Annotated in this window: 17 protein-coding genes; 7 read left to right on the forward strand and 10 right to left on the reverse strand. The window is 47.2% G+C overall.

Features of this window, described 5'->3' with window-relative positions; translation table 11 throughout:
- Positions 1-83 precede the first annotated feature (83 nt).
- Complete coding sequence (locus ADIS_RS10865; RefSeq protein WP_010854541.1) at positions 84-2,159, forward strand: alpha-L-fucosidase; 2,076 nt, start codon at positions 84-86, stop codon at positions 2,157-2,159.
- A 240-nt stretch (positions 2,160-2,399) separates the two neighbouring features.
- Here the strand turns inward: ADIS_RS10865 and ADIS_RS10870 are convergent, their stop codons facing one another.
- Complete coding sequence (locus tag ADIS_RS10870; RefSeq protein ID WP_010854542.1) at positions 2,400-3,887, reverse strand: M28 family peptidase; 1,488 nt, start codon at positions 3,885-3,887, stop codon at positions 2,400-2,402.
- A 207-nt stretch (positions 3,888-4,094) separates the two neighbouring features.
- Entirely contained in the window at positions 4,095-4,580 is a 486-nt protein-coding gene (locus tag ADIS_RS10875; protein WP_081634912.1) for a YybH family protein, read from the reverse strand.
- A gap of 163 nt (positions 4,581-4,743) precedes the next feature.
- Between ADIS_RS10875 and ADIS_RS10880 the strand changes: the two genes are divergently transcribed.
- The 3 genes from ADIS_RS10880 to ADIS_RS10890 all read left to right on the forward strand — a co-directional run bounded on the left by ADIS_RS10880 (position 4,744) and on the right by ADIS_RS10890 (position 9,930).
- Entirely contained in the window at positions 4,744-5,760 is a 1,017-nt protein-coding gene (locus ADIS_RS10880; protein ID WP_010854545.1) for a lipase family protein, read from the forward strand.
- Positions 5,761-5,864: 104 nt separating this feature from the next.
- Positions 5,865-7,607, forward strand: coding sequence for a metallophosphoesterase (locus ADIS_RS10885; protein WP_155907376.1), 1,743 nt, complete (start codon positions 5,865-5,867; stop codon positions 7,605-7,607).
- Positions 7,591-9,930: a GMC family oxidoreductase N-terminal domain-containing protein gene (locus ADIS_RS10890; RefSeq protein ID WP_051113306.1), complete on the forward strand. Its 2,340-nt coding sequence runs from the start codon at positions 7,591-7,593 to the stop codon at positions 9,928-9,930. Before ADIS_RS10885 ends, ADIS_RS10890 begins: the two co-directional genes overlap by 17 nt.
- 71 nt (positions 9,931-10,001) lie before the next feature.
- Here ADIS_RS10890 and ADIS_RS10895 read toward each other — a convergent pair whose 3' ends face one another.
- The gene (locus ADIS_RS10895) at positions 10,002-11,030 is read right to left on the reverse strand and encodes an LLM class flavin-dependent oxidoreductase (protein WP_010854548.1); all 1,029 of its coding nucleotides are present in this window, start codon (positions 11,028-11,030) and stop codon (positions 10,002-10,004) included.
- A gap of 458 nt (positions 11,031-11,488) precedes the next feature.
- On the opposite strand from ADIS_RS10895, the gene ADIS_RS10900 reads away from it, so the two are divergent.
- From ADIS_RS10900 to ADIS_RS10910, 3 genes are read left to right on the forward strand one after another with little or no spacing between them, the layout of a single operon-like run.
- Positions 11,489-12,055, forward strand: coding sequence for a YceI family protein (locus ADIS_RS10900; RefSeq protein WP_010854549.1), 567 nt, complete (start codon positions 11,489-11,491; stop codon positions 12,053-12,055).
- Between the two features lie 24 nt (positions 12,056-12,079).
- Entirely contained in the window at positions 12,080-13,369 is a 1,290-nt protein-coding gene (locus tag ADIS_RS10905; RefSeq protein WP_010854550.1) for a hypothetical protein, read from the forward strand.
- 17 nt (positions 13,370-13,386) lie between these two features.
- A complete protein-coding gene (locus ADIS_RS10910) occupies positions 13,387-13,914 on the forward strand; it encodes a hypothetical protein (protein ID WP_010854551.1) in 528 nt (175 codons plus the stop codon).
- Positions 13,915-13,919: 5 nt separating this feature from the next.
- Here ADIS_RS10910 and ADIS_RS10915 read toward each other — a convergent pair whose 3' ends face one another.
- The 7 genes from ADIS_RS10915 to ADIS_RS22335 all read right to left on the reverse strand — a co-directional run bounded on the left by ADIS_RS10915 (position 13,920) and on the right by ADIS_RS22335 (position 24,790).
- Positions 13,920-15,554, reverse strand: a complete 1,635-nt coding sequence (locus tag ADIS_RS10915; RefSeq protein WP_010854552.1) for a hypothetical protein — start codon at positions 15,552-15,554, stop codon at positions 13,920-13,922.
- Between the two features lie 8 nt (positions 15,555-15,562).
- On the reverse strand, positions 15,563-16,732 hold the full coding sequence (locus ADIS_RS10920; RefSeq protein WP_155907378.1) for a DUF4249 domain-containing protein: 1,170 nt from the start codon (positions 16,730-16,732) through the stop codon (positions 15,563-15,565).
- A gap of 5 nt (positions 16,733-16,737) precedes the next feature.
- On the reverse strand, positions 16,738-19,491 hold the full coding sequence (locus ADIS_RS10925; RefSeq protein WP_010854554.1) for a TonB-dependent receptor: 2,754 nt from the start codon (positions 19,489-19,491) through the stop codon (positions 16,738-16,740).
- A gap of 2 nt (positions 19,492-19,493) precedes the next feature.
- The gene (locus ADIS_RS10930) at positions 19,494-20,147 is read right to left on the reverse strand and encodes a hypothetical protein (RefSeq protein ID WP_010854555.1); all 654 of its coding nucleotides are present in this window, start codon (positions 20,145-20,147) and stop codon (positions 19,494-19,496) included.
- Positions 20,148-20,346: 199 nt separating this feature from the next.
- Positions 20,347-22,482 (reverse strand): DUF4230 domain-containing protein, encoded by a 2,136-nt coding sequence (locus ADIS_RS10935; protein WP_010854556.1) that lies wholly within the window; start codon positions 22,480-22,482, stop codon positions 20,347-20,349.
- Entirely contained in the window at positions 22,479-23,111 is a 633-nt protein-coding gene (locus ADIS_RS10940; RefSeq protein WP_155907380.1) for a DUF4230 domain-containing protein, read from the reverse strand. The genes ADIS_RS10935 and ADIS_RS10940 overlap by 4 nt, the downstream gene beginning before the upstream one ends.
- A complete protein-coding gene (locus tag ADIS_RS22335) occupies positions 23,108-24,790 on the reverse strand; it encodes an N-acetylmuramidase family protein (protein ID WP_010854558.1) in 1,683 nt (560 codons plus the stop codon). Before ADIS_RS22335 ends, ADIS_RS10940 begins: the two co-directional genes overlap by 4 nt.
- Between the last annotated feature and the right edge of the window lie 3 nt (positions 24,791-24,793).

Here is a 24,793-nt window from a genome sequence, read left to right on the forward strand (position 1 = left end):
GAAAATCAGGTTGGGAGCATGTTTTCGATATTTATTCGTTATCGTTTTCATTCCTATCTCAATCGCTAGAACCCCCTAAAGAAATGAATAGATTGCAGTTTTTCCTGATGGTGCTGTTTTCTGCGCTGTTATATTCCTGCGGTGGAGGTGGGCAACCGGCTCCAGACCCGGTTTATCCAATACCGTCAGATCGTCAGTTGGCATGGCAGGAACTCGAATACTATGGATTCGTGCATTTTAACATGAATACCTTTACCAATATGGAATGGGGTACCGGAGCGGAGGATCCCGCCCTTTTCAATCCGACGGAGTTTGATGCCGGGCAGTGGGCAAAGGTCGTGAAGGAAGCAGGTATGAAAGGGATTATCATTACGGCCAAGCACCACGATGGTTTCTGCCTTTGGCCCACGGCGACAACGGCACATTCCATAACGGCATCACCCTATAAAAACGGAAAGGGAGATATTATTCGTGAAATTGCCGATGCCTGCAGGGCGGAGGGGCTAAAATTTGGCGTCTACTTGTCGCCTTGGGACCGCAACAATGAACATTATGGAACCGAAAAATACATTGACATCCTGCGAGAGCAACTTAGGGAGCTGCTTACCAATTACGGCGAAATTTTTGAGGTATGGTTTGACGGTGCAAATGGAGGTACCGGTTACTATGGTGGTGCAAACGAAGAACGTAGAGTCGATAAGAGAAATTACTACGACTGGGAGAATACGTTCAAGCTGGTTCGTGAACTGCAGCCCAACGCGGTGATTTTTGGCGATGCTGGGCCGGATGTACGGTGGGTTGGCAACGAACATGGCTTCGCCTACGAAACCACTTGGTCTAATTTGATGCGGGATTCGGTCTATGGCGGTATGCCTGAATATTCGGAGATGTATTCTATGGGACAGGAAAATGGCACCCATTGGGTTCCGGCGGAGGCCGATGTGTCCATCCGCCCAGGCTGGTATTACCACGAATACGAGGATCATAAAGTAAGATCCCTTCCCCAGCTGCTGGATATCTATTACAACAGCATTGGAAGGAATGCATCGCTGCTGTTGAATTTCCCTGTAGACAAACGAGGGCTCATACATGAAAACGATGTCGCGCAGCTACGCAAGCTGACCTCCAAGATAAAGGAAGATTTCGCCTTTAACCTCGTGGGCAAACAGGTTCTGATCAGTGCTTCGGTAGACCGGGGCAGAGCCTATTCCGGCAGCAAGGCGATCGATCAAAAAAAGGACACCTATTGGTCTACGCCCGATGGTACAGTGTCGGGTTCTCTTACCCTGGAGTTTAAGGAGGAAATAGCCTTTAATCGGTTTTTGGTTCAGGAGTATATCGCGTTGGGGCAGCGGGTGAAGGCCTTTTTGTTGGAGGTACAGGTTGATGGTGATTGGCAGGAGATAGCTACCGGTACTACCGTGGGATACAAGCGGATCCTACGCCTGCCGACGGTAAAAACAAAAGCCGTTCGGTTTACCGTGTTGGACGCCAAAGCCAGCCCGACTATTTCCAACTTGGCCTTGTACGAGGCTCCCAAGCTTTTGTTGGAGCCCGAACTTCGCAGGGAAAAATCGGGTTTGGTAACCTTGCTCGCGGCCGATGAAGAGGTTGCTATCCACTATACACTCGATGGATCGGAGCCCAGCCCGGTTAGTACCCGTTATACGGATCCTTTTCTTGTGGAAACTCCAACGGAGGTTAGGGCCATCACGGTGGATCCGGTTGCTGGATTGGCGAGTGAAATGGTCAGCTACTCCTTGGATATTGCCAAATCAAACTGGAAGGTTGTGGGTGGAGGAGAGCAGGCCTTAAATGCCATTGACGAAAGTGATAGGACAAACTATGTGGCTTCTTCTGGTCAGTTGACCGTGGATATGGGTGCTAACCACACGCTTTCCGGGTTCACCTACATGCCGGTTCAAAACAGGTATATGTCAGGCGTAATAAAAACGTATGTGTACAGTGTCAGTGAGGATGGGGTCACCTGGAGGCAGATTGCAGAGGGAGAGTTTGGCAATATTGCCAATAGTCCCATCCTACAGCGTGTTGGCTTTCCCCCTGTAAAAGCCCGGTATTTCCGACTTGCTGCGAGGGAAACCTTGGATGGCAACCCCGCAAGCTTTGCTGAGGTTGGGGTGATTACGGCAAAAAAGTAGTATTGGCAGTTGGTCCTTTTTAAAGCACTGGTTGTGCTTAAAACAGCCGGACGGAAAAATGACTGTTGCGAGACCGTTAGCAGCATTTGGCGGTCATTTGAAGCGATTAGGTCGGTTCTTATTTGAGGTGAGTCAAATTGCTCTCGAACGTAACAAAAAAATAGGTAGCCAGGCAAATCCCTGCCTCGCTACCTATTTTGTTTTTTTGAACGCGTGAACGCTTACGAGTAACGCAAATTCCTACTCAAGTCCATACAAGGCTTTTGCGGCTTCTTCGTATTTGTCTCCTTCTTTCCACCTAGGCGGTGTTGGTTCGTTAGCGATTTTTTGGGCGGAAAGGAGATAGGATTTCCAATACAGCATGGCATAGTCCAAATCAAAGTTGCCTACCTCATCGGACACTTGGTGGTAATGCCGGGCGATTTTGTCGTCAAAGGCGGTAAATCCCAGACTAAAAGTAGGAGCGGGGATTCCCTTGCGGGCAAAGTTGACGTTGTCTGAGCGGTCGTATAGCCCCTGTTCTGGCGCAGGGTCCGCAATGGCTCGAATGCCAAACTCACTCACCGCTGCCTCGATCAACGGGTCGGCAGAGGTTCTTCCCAAACCTATTACGGTAACGATGGATGTATCGTTATATCCTGCATTGTCTATGTTCAGGTTATAGACTACTTTATTCAGCGGTACGAGTGGGTTGTTGGCAAAGTAAGCTGAACCTAACAGTCCCTTTTCCTCGGCCGTCCAGGCACAAAGTAGGATGGATCTTTTTGGAGGATGTTGGGCAAAGAACTTGGCAGCATTGATCACTGCTACGGTTCCCACCGCATTGTCTCGGGCTCCGTTGTAGATTGAGTCGCCCTCTGCATTGGGAGTTCCTACGCCGAGGTGGTCGTAGTGTGCCGATAGCATGACGTATTCACTCTTAAGGGTTGGATCGCTGCCCTCTATGTAGGCGAGCACATTTTTCCCGATGATTTTTCGGTTTTGTTTACCGATAACCACGGCATCTACCTTTGAGGGACGTGCGCTGATTTCTTGGATAAGTTCACCGGTCAGGTCTTTTACCCACATGTACGGGATGGCCTCTCCACCTGCCGGATCCAAATCCAGGGTAAGCTGGGGCTTGTTTAGGTAGTTAACCAGTAAACTCCATGGCGTAGTGGGCACATTATACATTTCAATCACACCCGCAGCTCCTTTTGATTTCGCCAGTGCCAGTTTTTCCCTGCCGGCAGCAAATAGATCGGAGGGTGAAAGGCGATTGGGTTGTCCCACACGCACGACTACCATTTTACCGCTAACATCCTTGCCTGCATAGTCTGACTCCAAGCCATAGCCTAGTATGATGAAGTCATAGGATCCTGCAATATCCGGCCCGTCCAGCACCAACATGTCCTCACCGTGGCTGATGGACTTGCCTGCCAACGTTATCTCGCCAGACCGAGGCGGCGCAGAATAGCGGAACGGTACCGCCTGAAAATACCCAGGTGCCTCCTCGAGTGGTTTGGCACCATAACGTTGAAATTGCTCTGCAATGTATTTGGCAGCGATGTCCATTTCCGGCCTTGCCGGATCACGTCCCTTCAATTCGTCCGACGCCAAAAACCTGAAATGGGAGATGGCTTCTTCCCGCTGGATTTGTTGTTCTATGGCTGCCTTTTGAGCCACTGCGTAGTTTTGTCCGAGCATTGCCCATAGGGCCATTCCCAATAACGTGGAGGTATGCTTCATAGAATATATTACTTGGTTTATGGATAGTTAGATTGTTTTCTGTATGCCCAAAAAGATAGGCAGATGTAGGTGATTGTTAACGGTTCCCTGATTTTTAGCTGCAAGGTTGAGGCCAAAGATAGTAAAATCTTACTAACAGGATGGAAAAGGGTGGGGGCGAATGTCGGTTCAGAATTTGGGTGGGGTTTGTTTTGGATTGTCCTCGGGTTACTCGATGGGTTCGTTGCCATTCCAAATATCATGTGTCGTCACCCACTTGCCATCTCGTTTTTCCAAAATATTGAGGTATTTTGACGTGGAAAAAAGGGAGTCCCCACTTTTCTTGTCGATAAGCGTGACGCGGGCAAATCCCCTTCCATAGGCAAGGTCACCATCAACGACCACATCTTCGTAGCCGCTTTCCAGGAAGGTCTCGTATGCGTCAAAGATAGACTGGTAATAGGCTGAAACTGCTTCTTTTCCGCGTAATGTGCCTGTTTCAGGTGCCATCAAAAAGGCGTCATCCGAAAAATAACGGGCGATCCCTGCGGCATCCCCGTCATTGAAGGCCTTTGCCCTTGCATTGCTCATGGATGTAATCGTCTCTACCGCTTTTTGGTGGTGAGTTGAATCGATGCTTTGTTTGTTTTCATTTGAAGTACAGGCCGTTACTAGGACGGACAATAGGGTCAGAATTTGTTTGAAACCTTTCATGTCGCTAAGATAGGGAATCCGCTCAAAAAGGTGTCGAATTGGTCTGTATATGGCTTTAGCGACCCGTAAATACTACCCAAATACCGATAAAATATTATTTTTTGAAATTTTGTTTGGATTTTCATTCCTTCTGTATAACTTAAATCCTGAAATTCTAAGCTCTATGAACAACCAATTTGAAACCGTACCCTTTGAGGCGTTGGACGGGTTTTCGTGTAACTTAAAGCATTATATTTCCGGTAATCCCACACCGAAGGGGCCGGTGCTTCTGGTGCACGGGGCGGGGGTGCGAAGCAATATCTTCAACCCACCTGCCGATCGGAATATTATTCACATGCTTTCTGATGCGGGCTACGACGTGTGGCTCGAAAACTGGCGGGCAAGCATCGATTTGGAGCCAAATGAATGGGACTTGGACCAGGTCGCCCATTATGACCACCCAGCAGCCGTTCAGAAAGTACTGGAATGCACGGGGAAAAGCGACCTAAAGGCAATCGTTCATTGTCAAGGCAGTACGAGTTTTATGATATCGGCCGCATTGGGTTTGTTGCCCCAGGTAAAGGTTATTATCAGCAATGCCGTTTCCCTACATCCGGTAATTCCTCGTTTTTCGGTTTTCAAACTAAATGTCCTGCTGCCTATCGTTGGAACAGCCTTCGACTACCTGGATCCCTCCTGGGGCCTGGGTGCTCCGGACTTTAAGTCCAAAATGATCAAAAAAGTCGTGAAGGCCACCCACTGGGAGGCAGATACCACGGTAGGGAAAATGGTGAGTTTTACGTATGGATCGGGGATGCCCGCACTGTGGGAGTTGGAAAATTTGGATAGGAAGACCATGGACTGGATTCAGTACGAATTTGCCCATGTACCGCTTACCTTTTTTCGCCATATCAGAAGGTGTGTGAGGAAGGGTGTATTGGGGCCATCAAAAGCCTCTGGGATGGACTACACAGTAACTCCTCCCAAAACAGATGCCCGGGTGGTTCTCTTTGCCGGTGTGAAAAACAAATGCTTTTTGGCAAGCAGTCAAGAGCGAACCTTTGAATACCTGGATAAGCTCAACCCCGGATTCCATCAGTTGTATCTCTTGGATAAATACAGCCATTTGGATGTTTTTTTTGGGAAGGATGCCCACGAGGATGTTTTTCCGAAAATGATTGCCGAGTTGGACAAGGGCTAGCCTTTTTTTTGGCGGCATTAATCCGTAGATGGGTAGCTAATTACCGAAGCCAAAATGGCAGCTGGAGAAAAATGATTTTGTTTAATATAGTTAACAGCGAGCATATGAGATTTGAAAAGAAGCCAATGGTCAACTGGTATGACCCCAAGCAGCTGGCATTTACCGGTGTAAAAACGGTTCTTTCATCCGTATTTGGGAATTTTGCGGACAGGAGGGAAATGCAGGCCGCTCTGGACAAAGAAGGGAAACCTTTTGACTATTCGGAAAAAGACGAACTTTGGTTTGACTTTGTTTCTGACTTGGCCGATGGTTTTAATCCTACCTATACGGTGGCAAAAACCATGGCGCAGCCGTCAATCACCGTAGATGGGAAAGAATTGAAGCGAGGGGATTTCTTGCTAATGGGGGGTGATGAGGTGTATCCTACGCCTGAGATGATCGAATACACCAATCGGCTCAAGGGGCCTTTTGAGGCAGCTTTTCCGAAAGACGATTCTCCTGATGCAGATCGTCCGGATGTGTTTGCTATTCCGGGAAACCACGATTGGTACGATGGGCTTACCAATTTTCTACGGTTGTTTACCCAGGGCCGGTCGTTGGGAAATTGGAAAACCCGGCAAACACGGAGCTATTTTGCCATCAAACTTCCCCATGATTACTGGCTGATAGCGGTTGATATCCAGTTACATGCCGATATCGATTATCCGCAGATTTGCTATTTCCGCGACATCGCCCAGAACCACTTCACCCCGGAGACTAAGGTGATTCTTTGCACCGCAGAGCCTTCCTGGGTTTTTCGCTCCTTTGACCAAAAGAATACTGCCCACGATCGGTTCAAGTTTTTTATCGATAGGGTTTTGTATGGAAAAGGCGAACCGGCCTACGAAGAGAAGAATAGAACCATAACAGTAAATACTATTCTAACGGGAGACCTGCACCATTATGCCCGTTATGAAGAAAAAACCAAGCGGGGAGAGACCCGGCAGCTGATCACGTCCGGGGGAGGAGGGGCCTTTATGCACCCCACCCATACCCTGAAGGAAACGATAGCACCGGTAGATGGGTATTCAGCGGAGTTGAAGAGTGTTTTCCCCTCAAAGGAATCATCGGTTCGGCTTAGCCTGTTGAATTTGTTGTTTCCCTACTTTAGCCTCACCATGCTGACACTGTTTGGTATCGTTCATGCGTTTACCAGTTGGATTTTACAAACCAAGCGTTTTGTTTCCGGAGAAACGTTGATGGAGCAATTGGCAATCTCGGGTTTTTTTTCAGATGGTATAGGCAATGCATGCCATTCGATTTTGATGGCGTTGCTTCATAATCCTGGAGCCATATTTCTCAACCTGCTGTTGGTTGGAGGTGTGGTGGTGTTTACCGACGTCAAGTCCGGGTACGGAAAATGGAATTATTTGGCCGGGGTTGTGCATGGGCTGCTTCATTTGGTCATGTTTTACGTGATGTTATGGGGATTTTCTGTCCTCAACCTTTCCCATTTTGACTTGGGAATACATTCACTTGCCCAAGTGAGTCTATTTATTGTCGAAATGGTGCTAATCGGTGGTACCGTCAGCGCATTGATATTTGGTTTGTACCTGACCTTTAGTGTGATCGTCTTGAAAAACCATATAACCGAAGCCTCATCCTCCTACCGTTGGGAGGGATATAAAAATTTTCTTCGCATACACTTAACGAAAGACGTATTGACCATTTACCCTATTGGGTTTAAAAAAGTCGTCACCGACTGGAAATTGTCAAAATCCGGTGACAAAGTCGTCGTTACAGGTAGTCCCATCAATTATTCTTTAATCGAAAAACCCATCGAAGTACACCATGAAAAAACTATCTAAGCCACTTTCTGAGCTGAAAAGCCACTACGACGTTATAGTGGTCGGTTCAGGATATGGAGGCAGTATTGCTGCCTCCCGAATGTCCAGAGCAGGTCTCCGCGTTTGTCTTTTGGAAAAAGGAAAGGAATTTTTGCCCGGCGATTTCCCCAAGACCTTATTGCAGGCAAGTAGGGAGATGAATTTTATCCGCGGAAAATCCGACAACCTGGACAGAAATGGGCTATATGAGTTTACGATGGGCAACGGGATCAACGTGTTCAAGGGGTGTGGTCTTGGGGGAACCTCCCTTGTCAATGCAAATGTGTCCATCAAACCGGATCCCCGGGTCATGGTACAGGAGGAATGGCCTGCCGCGATTCGCGAAAACGTAACAACTTTTCATGATGGAATGGACCGTGCCTGGGAAATGCTGAAGCCAAACCCCTATCCCGAAAACAAGAACGGGTATCCGGTATTGAAAAAGACCGAAGCGATGAGGAAGTCCGCCGCGTTTATGTCTGAGCCATTTCGGTTGCTTGATATCAATGTCAACTTTGAGGAGAAGCAAAATCACGTCGGAATAAAGCAGCCAAAGTGTACTAATTGTGGAGACTGCGTAACCGGGTGTAACGTAGGAGCAAAAAACACCACCGCCATGAACTATCTTCCCGACGCGTTCAATCATGGTGCGGAAATTTTTGTTGAAATCAACGTGCGCCATGTTAAAAAGGCAGGCAAACAATGGCAGGTCTACTTCCATCCAGTAGGTATAGGGAGGGAGCGGTTTAATGCTCCGCTGATGTTTGTCACGGCTGATAGGGTCGTTCTTAGCGGAGGATCCCTCGGTTCGACTGAAATCTTGTTTCGGTCTGCCCAACAGGGTTTGTCACTTTCCCAGCAGTTGGGCAAGCGGTTTACCGGAAACGGCGACGTATTGGGGTTTGGTTACAACAACGATATTCCCATCAAAGGGATCGGGCTGGGCAGAAAAGGTACGGACGCCGTAGCAGATGTGGGGCCGTGTATCACCAGTGTGATCGATATGCGCGGCCGGGAGGATATGGAGTCTGGTATGACCTTGGAGGAAGGGACGGTTCCAGGGCCCATCCGAACGATAATGCCAAAGGCGTTGATTACCTTTTCGAGGCTTATGGGCAAAGATACGGATCGTGGGTTCGTGGATTATTGGAGAGAAAAGTGGCGGGAATTGAAAAGTTTGGTTCTTGGGCCATTTCATGGTTCGGTAAAACACACGCAAATCTATCTGGTTATGACCCACGACGACGGAAATGGGGAGATGACCCTCCAGGACGGACGATTGGCGATCAATTGGCGGGGAGTTGGTAAGCAGGAGATCTTCCGTAAGGTCAACGGCGAGATTTATTCTGCCACCAAAGCCAACGGAGGTACCAAAATACCCAATCCTACCTGGAACAAACGGATGAATTATGACCTGGTAACTGTCCATCCCTTGGGAGGATGCAATATGGGCGATGATGCTACGAAGGGGGTAGTGGATCATAAAGGCCAGGTTTTTTCTGGGGAAGACGGCACAGATCTACACGAAGGCTTATACGTAATGGATGGTGCTGTGATCCCAAGACCTGTGGGAACTAACCCATTATTGACCATAAGCGGACTTGCTGAAAGAAGTTGCAAGCTGATTTTGGATGAGATCGGCCTTCCTCTTTCGTATGCGTTTAGTCCGCCTGCGGAGCCAGATCGAAACACCTCTCCCAGCGGGACGGGCGTTCAGTTTACCGAGACCATGCGTGGTTTCTTTGGTTTGGGCGAGGTAGAGGATTATAATCGCGGATTTGAAAGAGGTAAGCGGGTTAGGTCTGAGTTCGAGTTTACATTGACCATTCAGACGGAAGACATGGGCCATTTTGTCTCTGATCCCCAGCATCCCGGCAGCCTGTTTGGGACTATGCTAGCACCGGCCCTTTCAGCGCATCCCATGACAGCTTTGGGAGGGGTATTTAATTTATTTATCGAGAACCCAAATGCTCCGGAGAGAAAAAAAATGAAGTACGCCGCCACGCTACAGAGTCAAGAGGGTAAAACCTATTACTTCGAAGGATTTAAAGATATCTACAATGATCGCGTAGTAGATGTGTGGAAGGACACGACAACGCTTTTTATCGATGTACATGATGGGTCGGATAGCAGTGGAGCCTTGCTGGGTAAAGGTAAGTTGGTCATTCGCATAGCCGATTTTATTCAGCAGCTACGAACAGTAAAGGCAATTCACCCCACGAGTACCCAAGACGGAGTTAAAGCCGTAGCCGCTTTCGGAAAGTTCTTTGCAGGCAATGTATTCGACACCTATGTGCTTCCCTAGTTAACTAAGCAAAGCCGTATTTCAGGCCAAATTTCACCAATACGTTGGTTCTTTTGAAGTGGAATACGGCTTTATGGTTTATCCAATAGGTACGCATTTTTGCGTATTTTTAGCATAAGGTTCCTTACCAGTCGATAGGAGGTGAGGCTGTCCCCGTGGTCATACATGTTGCAAGAAACCATAAGTTCATCCACGTAGCCTTTGGCAATAAACCGCTCCAATGCGGGCCTCACCGATTTTGGCGTTCCAATAAAACTATAGGCCAGCATGTTTTCTACGGCAGCCTCTTCCCGCTCGGTCCAAACGGCTCTCATTTCAGGTATGGGTTGTTTTAATGGATAGGACTTGCCCCGCACGATCCCTAAAGCCAGTTGATAAAAAGAAGATGCCAGAAATTGAGCCCGTTCCTCAGACTCTGCCAATATCATGTTGACACAGGCGATAAAATAGGGTTTCGGGTTTTCAGCGGAAGGCGTGAAGTTTACCCTGTAGAAATGGGCCGCCTGGGAAAAATGGCTTGGCGCGAAATGGCTGGCAAAAACATAGGGCATTCCCTTTTTGGCAGCGAGTCCAGCACTGTACAAACTTGAGCCAAGTAAAAACATAGGCACTTGAAGCCCTTCCGCAGGAAAAGCCCGCACCGGTGCATCCCAGTTATCTTCCGAAAAATAAGATTTGAGGTCTTCAAGGTCGTTTGGGAACTCTTGGATACTTTCCATTCGGCCTCGGCGCAGCACAGCTGCCGTTCGTTGGTCGGTTCCCGGAGCCCTCCCCAGTCCCAGATCAATCCGTCCAGGATATAAGGTTTCCAGAAATCCTATCTGTTCTGCCACCATCAATGGGCTATGGTTCGGTAACATAATGCCTCCTGAACCTATTCGAATATGTTGGGTGCCCTGGGCAAGGTAGCCCATTAATAACGTAGGTGCCGAACTCGCTACGTTCGCCATATTATGATGCTCGGCCACCCAGAAACGCTTAAACCCCATTTGCTCTACCTGCTGGGTAAGATCCAGGGTACGGTGATAGGCGTCTCGCGCGTCGTATCCTTCACGTAGAATGGCAAGGTCCAGTATCGAATAGGGTGTAGATGGGTCCATTAGTCTTTTCTTTAAATAGGCTGAGCAAAGCCAAGTCCCGGTTTCCCCTTGAAACACATGGAATCTATAGCCTTCGAAGGTAACGATGTGGCGTCCGCATTCGTTCCAGCCTATATTTTTTGTTCATTTTGAAAAAAAATAGTTTCCGGTAAATTCATAATTTATTGCAGCTAAAAAATACGATCTGCATGTGGTGACTTTAATGGATTGACATATTTTATTTTGTGACTTTTATAGAATATAGATTCTAATATCTTCAAGTGTATTTTTTAAAATATTGAATATCAAATATTTATATTAAATTTTACAACCTGAATTCTTTCATGGATAAAACTGATTTAGGTCATGTTTTAGGCTTATTCTTCTATTTAATTTTGAGCCAGCAAAAGGGAGATGCCACCCAGTGTGGCCAGCCTATTTATTGATTTCGTACTATGCAATCATTTAATAATAAAAAGATGAACTTTAAGACTATCACACTGTGTATTTTGCTGTTAGGTTTGGTAAGCCTTCAACTTCAGGCCCAACGGGAGTTTCGCATCGAAGGCAAACCATCTCTGAAAGTGTCGGGTACTTCGACCTTGCACGATTGGGATATGGTGTCTGACCAGGCCACCGGTTCCGCTAGGATTTCTTTGTCCGGCAATGCCGTGCAGGCCATTCATGCGGGCAGTCTTTCCATGCCTGCCGAGAGTATCAAGAGCGGTAAGCGGCAGATGGATGGGAATGCCTACCGTGCCCTAAAGACTGATACACATAAGGAAGTGAAATTTCAATTGACCGAGGCAAGAAAGCAGGGAGACAGATGGCAATTAATAGGCACGCTTGAGCTTGCCGGCACCAAAAAGCCGGTCACTTTTGATAGCACGGTTTCCACATCTGGTTCCCGCGTCACCCTTCAATCAACCACTAAATTCAAACTCACCGACTTTGGGATAGATCCACCAACAGCCATGTTAGGTTCTATCCGGACCGGCGATGAGGTATCCCTCTCCATCGAGCTTACGCTAGCAGAAATAAACTAAATCAACTTAACCTATTCAAAATTTATGAGAAAGTATCTTATTTTATCGGGATTGGCTGGCATGTTATCCTCTGGCCTCATGGCGCAAGATGACAGGGATATGCAGTTTTGGCGTTCGTATGATCAGCGGGGTATCAACGTGTTCGAAACTGGAAAAGAGGACACGGTAGCCTTTGATGGTGTTAAAGTACGGCTGGGAGGAGCCTTTGCCCAGCAATTTCAGTCGCTTAGCCATTCAAACACCGCATCGGTAGTCTTGAACCAGAACGATGTTAACATCAATCAATTGATGAACATAGGGCCTGGTTTTAATTTAGCTACTGCCAACTTGAACATAGATGTGGCATTGGCGGATGGTGTTCGTATGAACTTGGTGACTTATTTGTCCTCTCGTCACCACCCGGAGTCGTGGGTAAAAGGAGGCTACTTGCAGCTTGACAAGGTGCCCTTTCTGAACAGTCCCGTACTGGATAGAATCATGGAAAAGGTCACTGTCAAAGTCGGGCATATGGAGATAAACTATGGTGATGCGCACTACCGAAGGTCTGACAATGGAAATGCCCTTTACAATCCTTTTGTGGGAAACTACATTATGGACGCCTTCACGACGGAAATCGGAGGTGAAGTCATTTTCCAAGATCAGGGATTTTTAGCGGTGGCCTCGATGACCGGTGGAGAGATTCAAGGAGGTGTTACCAATCCGGATAGGAGGAAGCCTACCTTTATAGGGAAACTGGGCTATGACAAGCAACTAAATGATGACCTGAGGGTACGCTTGACGGGATCGGTTTATACAACTGCGGGATCGGTAAACAACACTTTATGGGGTGGAGATAGGGCAGGTTCCAGGTATTACATGGTGCTTGAAAACACGCTGGCAACCACAGCGGCTCAGTTTACCTCCGGAAGGTTCAATCCGGGAATGAGAGACAATGTGACTGCGATGGTTTTGAACCCCTTCGTTAAATTTCAGGGATTGGAACTTTTTGGAAACATTGAACAAACCAAAGGCAAGGCTGCAAATGAAACCACAGACCGTACCTGGAATCAGCTTGGAATCGACGCAGTATACAGATTTGGTGCACACGAGAAGTTTTACGTTGCGGGCCGTTACAACGAAGTCAATGGCGACCTGCCAAACGGCACCTCGCCCAGCATCAACAGGGTACAAGTCGGTGGAGGTTGGTTTATTACCAAAAATATTTTGACTAAATTTGAGTACGTAAGTCAAAACTACAATGACTTTGCTGCGTCTGATATCCGAAACGGAGGTAAATTTAACGGGTTCATGATCGAAGGCGTGATCGGGTTTTAATCAAAGAAGCTAAAGCTATGCGTATCGCTTGGTTTTTCATTGGCACATTTCTTTTACTTTCCAGCACCCCGATAGAGGAACTGTTTGTGATAAAGGAAAAGGAGATCCGTGTAAAAGGAGTAACCTCCATCGGAAGGTTTGAATGCGCCTACGGAAGTGAAAAACTAAGTGATACGCTCTTTACAGGTAATATCCCCAAGTCAAAGCACCTTGATTTTGTGATTCCTGTAGACCGATTTGGTTGTGGTAATTTTTTGCTCAATAGGGATTTTAGGGCAACCATTAAAGCGGAGGAATTTCCGACTTGTAAAGTGACGGTAAGATCCCTCACCCGAAAAAGGAATATGTTTGTCAGTGATTTGGATGTAAATTTAGCCGGAAAGCAACTTTTTCTCGACGACGTGGTATTCCGGCACGAAACAAACAAGCTGATAGGGGAGGTAGATCTGTCCTTTGAGATGCTGGATCTTGTGCCGCCTAAGAAATTGGGAGGACTGATACAAGTAGAGGACAAACTCTCCCTGCAGATTATTATGGGAATGTGAGTGATCTATTCGGCATCGATTCGTATGCTTCCCATGTTTGACAAAGGCCGCTGCCAATGGATATATCTCAGTTGAAATTTCCCGGACAATAAGCCTGTGTCAAAGTCGCAGGTAGTTGTGCCGGATGCCCTGCACCAAGCCCTAAGCGAACGAAAATCCGGGCTTCGACGATTGGTATTCTTTCCCCGTGCCAATTCTGTATTTCTCGGTATTTGTAGGCCCTTATAGGCGATGAAAAGGGCATTTTTTGGTAGGTCAAATTTTCCAAAGTCATTTTCGAAGGAAGTAAGATTGATCACTCCATCGTAGTCCTTATGGTCTAAATAGAATTCTCTGTTTACTATATCCATCTGTTTGATTTCCTTTGGGTTAAATTTGGAAAATGCATCGCTGTCCAAGATCGGCATGGCATCGATCAGGATAAGGGGATTGTTTTGAAATACGACAGATGCCGGCTTGTTTACGTTTTTGAATATGGTCCTTCTGTTTTCACGCCGTACCAGCACCGTGGGCACGTATTCTCTGATCACCGTTGCCATATCGTCAAACCGATTGTAGTCATCCATCAAATAGGTATAGTCTGCAACCAAAAACGGCGGGTAGGTAAGTGGTTCGATGGGACTTTCGGGATAATAATATCCGCTTGTTTGATTGGCAAGCAGTCTGTTTTGCAAGGTACCAATGAGATTTTCTGAAAGCTGGAGTGATGGAAACAGAAAAGAAGGTCGTGGTTTTTCAGGCCAGAAAGGTGAATCCAGCATAAAATCGAGCGGCGAATCCGGGTATTCGGACTGTACGATCACGAACTCAAACTGCTGAAATTCGGCTGCTTCAAAGATCAATCTGCCATCTGGCAAGGGCTTACTGATCATTAGCTTGGAAGTCTTTCCATGCGCCGAAAGGTAGTGGGTTATTGTGGTGTCTACAGAGGCAGAAAGTACTCTTCCCTGGATTATGTGTCCGAATATCTCAGGTTGTGGAATTGGTGAAAAGGTAGGGCCCGCATACAGGTCGGTGAAGTCCGGCAAAGGTACCGGAGGAAGATCGCCCAGATAACTGACTGCGATGGTAACATCTCCTACTATATCTTCCTTCAGACGAAGGGAAACAGATTCCCCTGACTTTATCACCCCGTCTACAGGCAGACCGACCAACGGTAGGTTTTGAGCGGAATTTTCATTTGGATTTTTCGGTACTAATCCTGGGGTGGGAAGGGTGGCTTTTGGCGGTAATAGGGGATTGATTACGGCGACAAACTGATGGTGCATGCCCTTGGACACCGAAAAATAAGGGCTTACTTTGGTATATGCCCGCAGCAAGTAATAGTCTGAGGGAAGTAAGTCATTGATAGGTAGGTAGCCTTCGGCGATTCCGTTTTTTATGGGAGCCATTTCCTGTACTACCGGTACGCCCTCTCTGTTGAGCAGTTCTATGTACAATACCTTCGAAGGGGTCGGCTTTCCTTGGTGAGTGACCCGCGCCTCTATCCAAAGGAGTTCGCCCGGCATCACGTACTCGTCAGACGTGATCGCGAAAACCTCCTCTTCCAAGGGCTCTTGCTGCGCCTTGGAATAGCCCAAGGTTATTAAACCTAGGACAAGTAAGAGTACGCTTTTTCGTTTCGAGATGAATACAGCCATGACGTTATTTATGGAGTAGTGTGGTCATAGGGTTCCCAGAAGTCCGGGGGGAACTGATTGCCTCTCTGTCTGCAATCGGTACAGCTGGCAGGAGCTGCCAGATAGGTCACACAGACTGCCCCCTCACAGATGGGGATCACAGGTACCAGTCCGGCAATTACATACATGTCCTGGTAGTCCATAGGGGTAACGGTGTCCAAGGAGCAGAATCGATAGTCTTCGATGCGGGTTGCCCAGCCACTTAAGTCCCTTTTATCAATATACATTCGTTTCTCCACTGTTTTTCCGGCACTGATATAGCCTATTACCGGTTCATTTGGGTTGGAGACATTCCGGATGTTGGTTCCTATGATCGAAGGCATTGGGCTGAAAATTCCACCGATTTCATCGGAATTTTTTCGCATGGCATCCCAAAATTCGAATGCGCCCCGATCCAATCCCCGTTGTTTTACGAGGATGCTATATCTCTCGCCAAGTTTTTCGGACAGTGTATCTATCCGTTGGATTTCTCTGCGTGAAATGCGTTGATTTTGAAAGCGTTCTGACGACTCCAGGATTATATTTGAAGATTCGTAATTGAGGTAGCACCTTTCTACAATCTGATTAAAGGGAGTGGTCATCACCGAGTTGGACGCAATATCGAAGAAGTAGTAGTTTTGGAAGGGGCTTCTGAACTCCCAATCTTCCTTAAACTCCCAGATAAAATACTTGGCTGACTCATTTCCTGTTGTAGACGCATATATGCTGACGTATCCAGGCCGGGATGTAAATCCCAATTCCAGGTCTTCCGGCGTGGCTATGGGAGTGATTTCCTCTGATAAGTACTCGCCCCTATTGGTTTGAATCCGTACTTGGTACCGTTGGTTTTCGGGCAAAAAATCATCCAGGATATAGGTTCCCGGTTGGCTTGGCCGCATCACCCATGAACCAGAGCTTGATCCTTCGATTCGGACCGTTGCATTTACCTCCGGCCTGTTCGGTTCATTGAAATAAATGGGCATGGTTCTACTGACCTTGATCTCGCTGGTGTTATTTCCACCTACTTCTAAAAAGCCTTCAACCACCAAAAACTGATGGTCAATGTCAGTGATCTCGGGCTCGTACAGTTCCCGGCAGGCAACCGAAGCCAACAGACCGGAAATTATAATGACTGATAGGATCAATTGATGTTTGTTCATTCCGTTCAAAACTTAAAATTGTAGGTGATAAAAGGAATGGGTTGGGCAAAAATAGAAAGCTGATAGCCTTGCAGGATACCATTCACAGGTGCGAAATACACCGAGTACGGATTGCTTCTCCCCAATACGTTGTATATGCCCAACGACCAGGACGCATGCGCCAGTTTTCTGACCCGGTGATTTCCCTCCAAATTCACGGAGAAGTCAACCCGAAAATAATCAGGTATCCGGTGCTCGTTTCGGTCTGAATAGAACACTCTGTCTGAACCTCCATATTGAAACTTGGCGATGGGGAGGGTAATGGGCCTCCCTGTACTATAATTCGCATTAAGCGAGGTATTTACCCGTTTGGTAAACTCAAAATTTGCCGCAATCATAACATCGTGGGGCTGGTCGAAGTTGCTGGGATAAAACCGTCCGTCATTGATTTTCTCAGCCAGTTCATCGGCAGAAGTCTGCAACAAGGACCTGGAGTAGGTATAACTTACCCAGCCGTTGAGCTTGCCAACGGTCTTTTTCGCCATCAATTCAACGCCGTAGGCTTTGCCGCGGGTATTTACTATGTCCTGCTCTATGGCCTCATTGAGAATCAAGGTAGCACCGCTTCCAAAATCGACTAGGTTTCGAAGTCGACGGTAATACACTTCGATGGACGTTTCTACGGTATTGTTTTTGAAGTTTTTAAAATACCCAACCGACAGCTGCTCCCCAAACTGAGGGGCAACGTTTGGATCACTCATCTTCCAGGTGTCGGTAGGTGAAATAGCCGCTGTGTTGCTCAACATATGTATGAATTGCCTGCCGGAATTGTAGCCGGCTTTTAGGGAGGTCATATTATCGATTGAATACCGGGCTGATATGCGCATTTCTGGGCCATGGTAGGTATGTACTATATCTCCCGCTTCGTAGCTGTCAATTCGTTCGATCGTCGCATCCGTTCTAATCTGACCCGGTATATATCGATTTACTTCTTTGGGGCCGAGGTAATTGTAAACCGCGTACCGTGCTCCATAGCTAACCAGCCACCTCGAATTGATTTCAAACTCATCGCCTAAATAGATGGCACTTTCTATGGCCTGCTCGGGTTCGACCTGTCGGGGAATTACCAACGAGGCTTGGCCCCTGGGATCCAAATTGCCTGCGGAGAGCCGGTACAAAATATGGTTCATACCAAACGAAAGACGGTGCTTTTCCGAAAGGTCATAAGTAAAGTGGTTTCGCCAATGGGATTGGTTCATGCTGAACCCAAAGTCAAATGCATTTAATGAATCCAAATTCCCGTCAATCTGGAATCCATAAAAATCATGTCCTACCGTAAATTCCCCCTCCAGTTTTTCGTTGAAGTAACGAACCCAGCTTAGGTTGACGTTTCGGTTTTGGTACCTGAATGTCGTGTCGCGATCGAATCGAAAACTATCATTACTGCCATAGGATGAAATCCGGATTTCGTTCTTTTCATTAAATGTATGCCTGATATTTAGGTTCACGTCGGCAAAGGATGCCCTGCTTTCCCGAAATTCCGATTCTTCGTCCAACAGGCCGAATATCCAATTTGAGTAGGTGGTTCTCCCCCCGAGGGCAAACGTTGTTTTTTCGCCCAAAGGTCCTTCCAGGTAGAGTCTGCTGGTCATAGTGCCGATTCCGCCTCCGCCTTCGATCTTCTCGCGGTTTCCATACTTCGCCTTTACATCCAGTACGGAAGACAGCCTTCCACCATACTGCACCGGAATGCCCGCTTTGTAAAGGTCAACCCCTTCAATCATGTCGGAATTAAAAGCAGAAAACAGGCCAAACAGGTGGGACGGGTTATAAACGGTGGCTTGGTTAAACAAAACAAGGTTTTGGTCCGCCGCACCTCCCCGGACATTAAACCCCACACTGGCTTCGCCCACTGTTTTTACCCCCGGCAGCGTCAGGATCGCCTTAAGGACATCGACCTCACCCATTACAGCCGGTATTTTCTTCATGGACTGCACGGTAATGCTTTCCAGTCCCATTTCCGGCCTTTCGATGTTGGCGGATCGCTGGGATGTGACCGTGACCTCCCCAAGGGAAATGATGTTGTCGTCCATGTAGACATCCAAGGTTCCATCTCCGATCAAGTTAACCTGTCGCTGTTCTTGGTACGCACCAAAATTTTGAAATACCAACGTGTGGCGTCCCTTGGGCAGTACAATACTATAATTCCCGTTTTCATCGGTAATTCCCCGTTCATTTTGTCCAGCGGCGTAGACGATCGCACCGATAATTGGCGAACCGGATTCCGAGCTTTTCACCGAGCCACTGAGCCGGCTATGGGTGGGGCTGAATGAACGACCGGCGGCGCCTATCTCCCAAAGTTTGTTTTTGGCAAATATCCGGTCTTGTTCGGAAATCCCTGCGGAAGTAGCGCTATCCGAGGTAGACGATTCCCGTTGCTGAAAAAAGCTTCGCGGAAACGTGGTCTGTAAGGCTCTTCCTTCTGTAATAAACACACGTTTAGATCCGTCTATTGTATACCGGAGGCCGGTTCCGGAAAAAATGATGCTCAGTAGTTCACCCAAACTGTTTTCATTCGCGTTTAGGTTGACTTCGATCGATGCCACCTCGCCTTGGTCGAAATAGAACCGATAGGTAGATCGCCCCTCGACCATTTGGGCGAACCGCTCAAACGAGATACCTGCAAAAATCCCGCTTATGGGTTCACTTTCCGGTATTTGGGCCCAAACCGAAAACCAACCAAATAACAAACCCAATATCGTAAAGCCCCACTTCCTCATCCTTAGTTGGTTTTTTCGTTGGCAAAGTTGACCAATACCAGCAAATACGCTTCTTTGTCTCGTTTAAACTTCAGGCGCGGTTCCTTGATACGCGGTCGAATTTCCTTGCGGTTGATCGACAAAAGACGATAGCTGTCTTTTTTCCTTCGGATCAAATACATGATGCCGTCTTTTTCAATAAAAAATCGTTTTACCTCGAGATAAGACATATAGGGGTTTAGGGGTGAGCTATCTTTCGTGATTTCTTTATAGTGTTTACAATATAGATTTTGTTGGCCCGTGGCTATTTCCCGGTAAAAACCATTGCGATGGAAAAAGAAACCCTCTACGTTATTCTTTTTCACAAAGCGGCTACCATCTCCCAACTCAAAGGCACTTATCCGCTCTGGATTCATGATCGTTCGCTGGCCTCGCGCAGGGGTGAGTGTCACCAATATTTCATCGAACAGGTCGTATTGAAGGGGGACATTGGAAAATTCAAAACCTTGAATGGTCACTATTCCGTATTCCATCGCATTCGGGCCAAAGTAGGGATGGCCTGCTACCGAGGTTTGGGAACGGGCGTACTGAGCTCCTGTATGCACCTCTGGAAAAAAGGCCCTCATTTTTTGGTAACTCGCCACATAGAGGCTGTCATTTACCGGAGTTTGGGCCAAAAGAGGCCTTGGATACCCTAGTAGACATATATTAACTACCAAAAAATAAAAAAGATTAATGCGCCTATTCAAGTTAATTCGAATCGAAGTTGGTTAATGCTAAAGTTTTAGGCAATAACGGGAATATTATTAAGAATACCTTTTTTTTGAAATCAAATTTTGACCGTCGAACTGAAAAATTAGTAACAGGTTGGATTTTCTACCGACCCAATGGGTTTACAACACCTTTTGAAGGGATTCTTGCCTCATCCCATCGTCTCCAAATCCATTGGTTAGCCCGCTCAAAAGGACCTTTTTTGGCCTCTATTTCCTGTCCTCGTATCAATCTTTCAACAAAGCTTGCCAACTCAACCCTTTGTTCGGGTGAGAAACCTTCGGGCAATGGACCAGACTGGGTTTTGGGTTCGAAATACGCGGCCTGTTGAATGATGCATATCGATTCAGACAAACAAAAAGCATTGAGTGCTTCCAACTGCTTTAGCAAGATTGGGTTGACCAGATTGGTAAAATCAGTACCCACAACTTTGACATCCGTCAAATCAAGCGCCGAATAGACGGAAAATGAATTGGTTTTGGAATTGGGTTGGATATCCGCGAGACTTGTTATCGAAGATCTGGTGAATCGTTGATTCATCAACCTATTCCACTCGGTAGGGTCGTATCGGAATGGAAAGAGCGCATGGGTAAGAAACAAGCTATCAGAAGAGGAGGTGCTGACGTACCGAAAAATGGCATTTTCTCCGGAAAAAGAAGCGAGGGTAGCCCGAAGGCTGTCTATTTTGTTTCTATCGATTGCATTGGCAGGAAAAACCAATTCTTTTGCGGTACCTACAGGAACCTGAGAGGCGATCAGAAATGTAACGGCTTGGTTATAATGTTCCTGTAGCTGCATGGTGTCTGCCCCAGCCCATAAAAGGAAGGCCGAATCGGTCAGAACAGACTGATCCCCCACACCTTTTCGCAGGGCCGTTATTGCTTCCTTTTCCGGGTGGTCGAGAAGCCCTTTGTAGGCCATTTCATACGCCCAAGTAGAAAAGTATCCATATCGGCACTCGTCGTTTTCGAACGCAAACTGTTGTATATCGCGGACAATCTGCCGCAGAACGCTCCATTTTTGATTGGCTAGTTGTTGATTGTTAAAGCGGTTTTCTTTGCTGTTTTGCAATGAATCGATGGTCGCGAGCTCGCTAGTGAGTGCCCTCTCGAAAAGAACAGCCTCCTCATAATTGATAAAACGATCCTTCATGATCTGCTGGCTGAGCTGAACGATCCGGTCGTGGTGGAAAAACACCGACTCGATTTCCTTTCCGGTCATTAAGCTAAAAAGCCTCTTAAGGGATTCGCCACCAAACGCCTCGGCACTTTCCAGAATATTCGCCTTTTGGGCGCTTGTTTCCAGTTTTTGTACCGCATATTGTTTTACTTTTTTGGCGTCTTTGAAGTTCACGCGTCCATTATAGGTAAGAATATCAAACCCGGCAACGCCTTTTTCCGGAATAAACCAGGGATTGATGTCTGCGTCCAAAATCTTGGGAGCCAAGCCAAAAAAATGCAACTCCTTGGACGCCTCATTAATATAAAACATGTTTTGCGTCACCTCACTCAGGTCAAACCCTGCCTTGACGGTGCCTCTACCTATCATAGCCAGCCGCTTACGCTGCTCGTTTCTGGGCAGTTGATCCATTTTACGCTGATAATAGGCCGCCATAAATTCATCTTCCCGCCAGAAGGTACCCAAATCTTGTGGACGGCTAAACAGCCCAAAGAGTAAGTCTCTTATTTGACTTTCATTCAGATTCGAACGAATACTTCGTGTGCGTCGGTTGGAACGCTCAAATAGGTAGCCAAGTACGTCGCCCTGCAACGGCATGATTTCGAACACTTCCCATTCGCCGTGAAAGCGTAGCCGGTCGAGGATATTTGTTCGGGAGACCTCGTCACTGATCAGCCGTCTTCGGTCTCTGCGGCTGAGTCTTGCCTCTTCACCTTGGAGTATAAGGGATTGTTGGGCCGCATCCATACGTTGGAAGGTTCTGAGGTATTCCAACATCTCAGAGATCTCATCGATGACAGCACTGGCATGCTGAAGGAGCTGTGGCTCTTCAAGTTTATCTACCTGTGCCTCCTCTATGGTCGAAATTACTTCACCGTAGTATTCGGCGGTTACCAACTCGCCCAGATCCCGAACCTGCACACTCAGCGTGGCCGTTGGCTGTAGTTTGAGTTTGCCACCAAATATCCCCATAGGATTCCACCAATAAACAAGCATTAGGATACCGAGCAGTAAGCCGATCTCCAGCAGGAAGCGGGCACTATTTGCTAGCCAACGGATCATTTGGGTGTCACGGAGTCTACGGGGTCATTAATCGTTACTTGGCGGATCTTTAACCCATCATCTTGGAAACTGATGTATATCTCGTTAAATCCCAGTGCCTTGAGTAGTGAGTGCATCATCTTTCTGGTATGTTCCTGGGATGTCTTCACAATACCCAAATAGGGTAGGCTTTCCCGGATATCCGTTTCAGCCATCCGGAAAAACTCCTCTTGATCTTCTAGACTGATGTTGTTCAGAAACCTATTTGGGTTTGAAATCAAGGTATCCTCCACAAACTTATCCGGGGGGTAGGAAAAATTGATCACTTCAATGGGAGGAAGGGAGATTGAAATTTTGGTGCCGTCAATGACGATGTCACTTTCCGTGATACGGTTCAAATCTATTCCTGTTTTGATCTTTGCCTGTGAATAGGCCAGAAAGGAGGCTTCGTTTACAGGTATGAAAAACACTTTTTTGGATTTCTTTCCAAAAACTACTTTGTCTACGACGAATTCAGCCGTAACCAGGTCACTAGCCTGCTGGATTTTTCCAACCACTAACTCCCGGTCGTTGTTTTTGCAGGAGGCGCCAATCATAACCAGGAAGACGGCAAACCAAGGAGTTAATCGATAACCTCGCACGAACCTCATATTCCCTGCGCTTTTAATTTCTCATAGGCAACTTTCATGCGGGTGTGGTACTGACTGACCGCATAGCCACTGCCATTGTACCCAAAAGCGAACGCTTCCCAATCGTAGTCTCCGCTCCGGCCTTCGGAAATGTAGTCTATCAATTTGTTTCCCCTGGATGTTTTGGATCGGATAAATTCCAGGAAATCGAGCAGATGAAAATATTCGGATTCGTGTTGATGCTTGACAAAGTCCTCGGTGTCTTTGTACTTTCTCCCTTTGATATATCCGTCCAGGTTTTCGCCCAAAATCTGAAACATGCCCCATGATGCCGCATAAACAGCCGCTTGTGGATGTATGGAAATGGCTCTCTCCAGGCGGTCATATTCCCTGCTGCCTCCTTTGTAATGTGCCCTGGTCCATTTTTGGAAAAGGATGTCTTCGTTTCCTTTTACGTAATTTTGAGGAGATTCTCCCAGCCTTTCGAGATTTCGCCAAAACACATGTCCTTCGAACAATATTTTCGCCCTTCCATCCGCAAGGTGTCCCCGTCCGGATGATTCTACCGCAATTACCGCCTTCACTACCGGCAGGCTTAGTTTTATTCCCGTGCTTCCCGCAAATTCTTCCAAGGCGATCCGTATGTCCATATCGCTAAGGATTTTCGCATAGGTCATGTCGTTTGCCTTATTGAACTCATTTCCCTCTTGCTCTACCAATACGGCATCCAAAGAAGCAGATAGCATGTTGCGCTGATCGGTGAGGGAGCTGGGAGGCGTTTCCGTAAACTCACTTTCGTCTTTCTCGAACTCCCTGTCTTCGAGATCGATGTCATCTAGGGGAGCAGTTTGTAAGGGTCTCCGTGATTGGCTGTTGGCAAGTGAAGGTGATGTGCCGGATGCATCGGTAGCATTGGGGTCATTCCATCGCCTACTGATGTATTTGAGGGATCTATCCCCAAAATAAAATGCGATCATCATGAGAAAAGCAGTTTCAAAAAACTCAAACTGCTGCCTTAACAGAACCAAGTCGACGCCCGTATATCCGGACCCAAAACTCGTAATCAGCAAGGACATTCCCCCCATCAACAACGTAAAGGCGATCATTCCCCTGACTGTTCCGGGCGGCAATCCAAAGGTCTGGCTTCTGTAGGGGTTATACTTTGGTGCCTCAATTTGCTCGTTCTCGGTGATAAACAAGCCAGCGCGTTTTCGCTCAGCCTGCTCATATATCCGTTCCCAATCATCATCGGTAATGCCATAGTTGATGTTATAAAAGTAAACCGACCACATAAAGTACACCAAGAAAACCGCGATCCAAATAACTGCTGCCGCCAGGCCAACGGCTTGAAAAAGATTTCTATGCTCTATGTATACAAAAAAGGATCCCAGTATGCCAAATAGCGTGAGTAGCGAAGTCAGCACAACCGTTCCCCGAAAAAAGAGCCCATGATAGGGATTGTTGTTTTGGTTTATCTGTTTTGCCTTTGGCTGTATTTGCCTCGCTACGATCGTATAGATCAGTCCCACGGACAAGAGTAGGACCAGCGTAGCAGCCACGCTGGAGTTGTTGTCGTCAAGGTCGGGAACGACGCCGATCAAAAGCACAAGGGTGCCCAGAAGAACGGCCCCTAATTGGGCGAACAATAGGTGTTTGTTCTGAAATTTTGGTTTTGGGTTTTCTGCGCTAGTAGGGGTCATAAA

The organism is Lunatimonas lonarensis (assembly GCF_000390185.1).
GTDB lineage: Bacteria > Bacteroidota > Bacteroidia > Cytophagales > Cyclobacteriaceae > Lunatimonas > Lunatimonas lonarensis.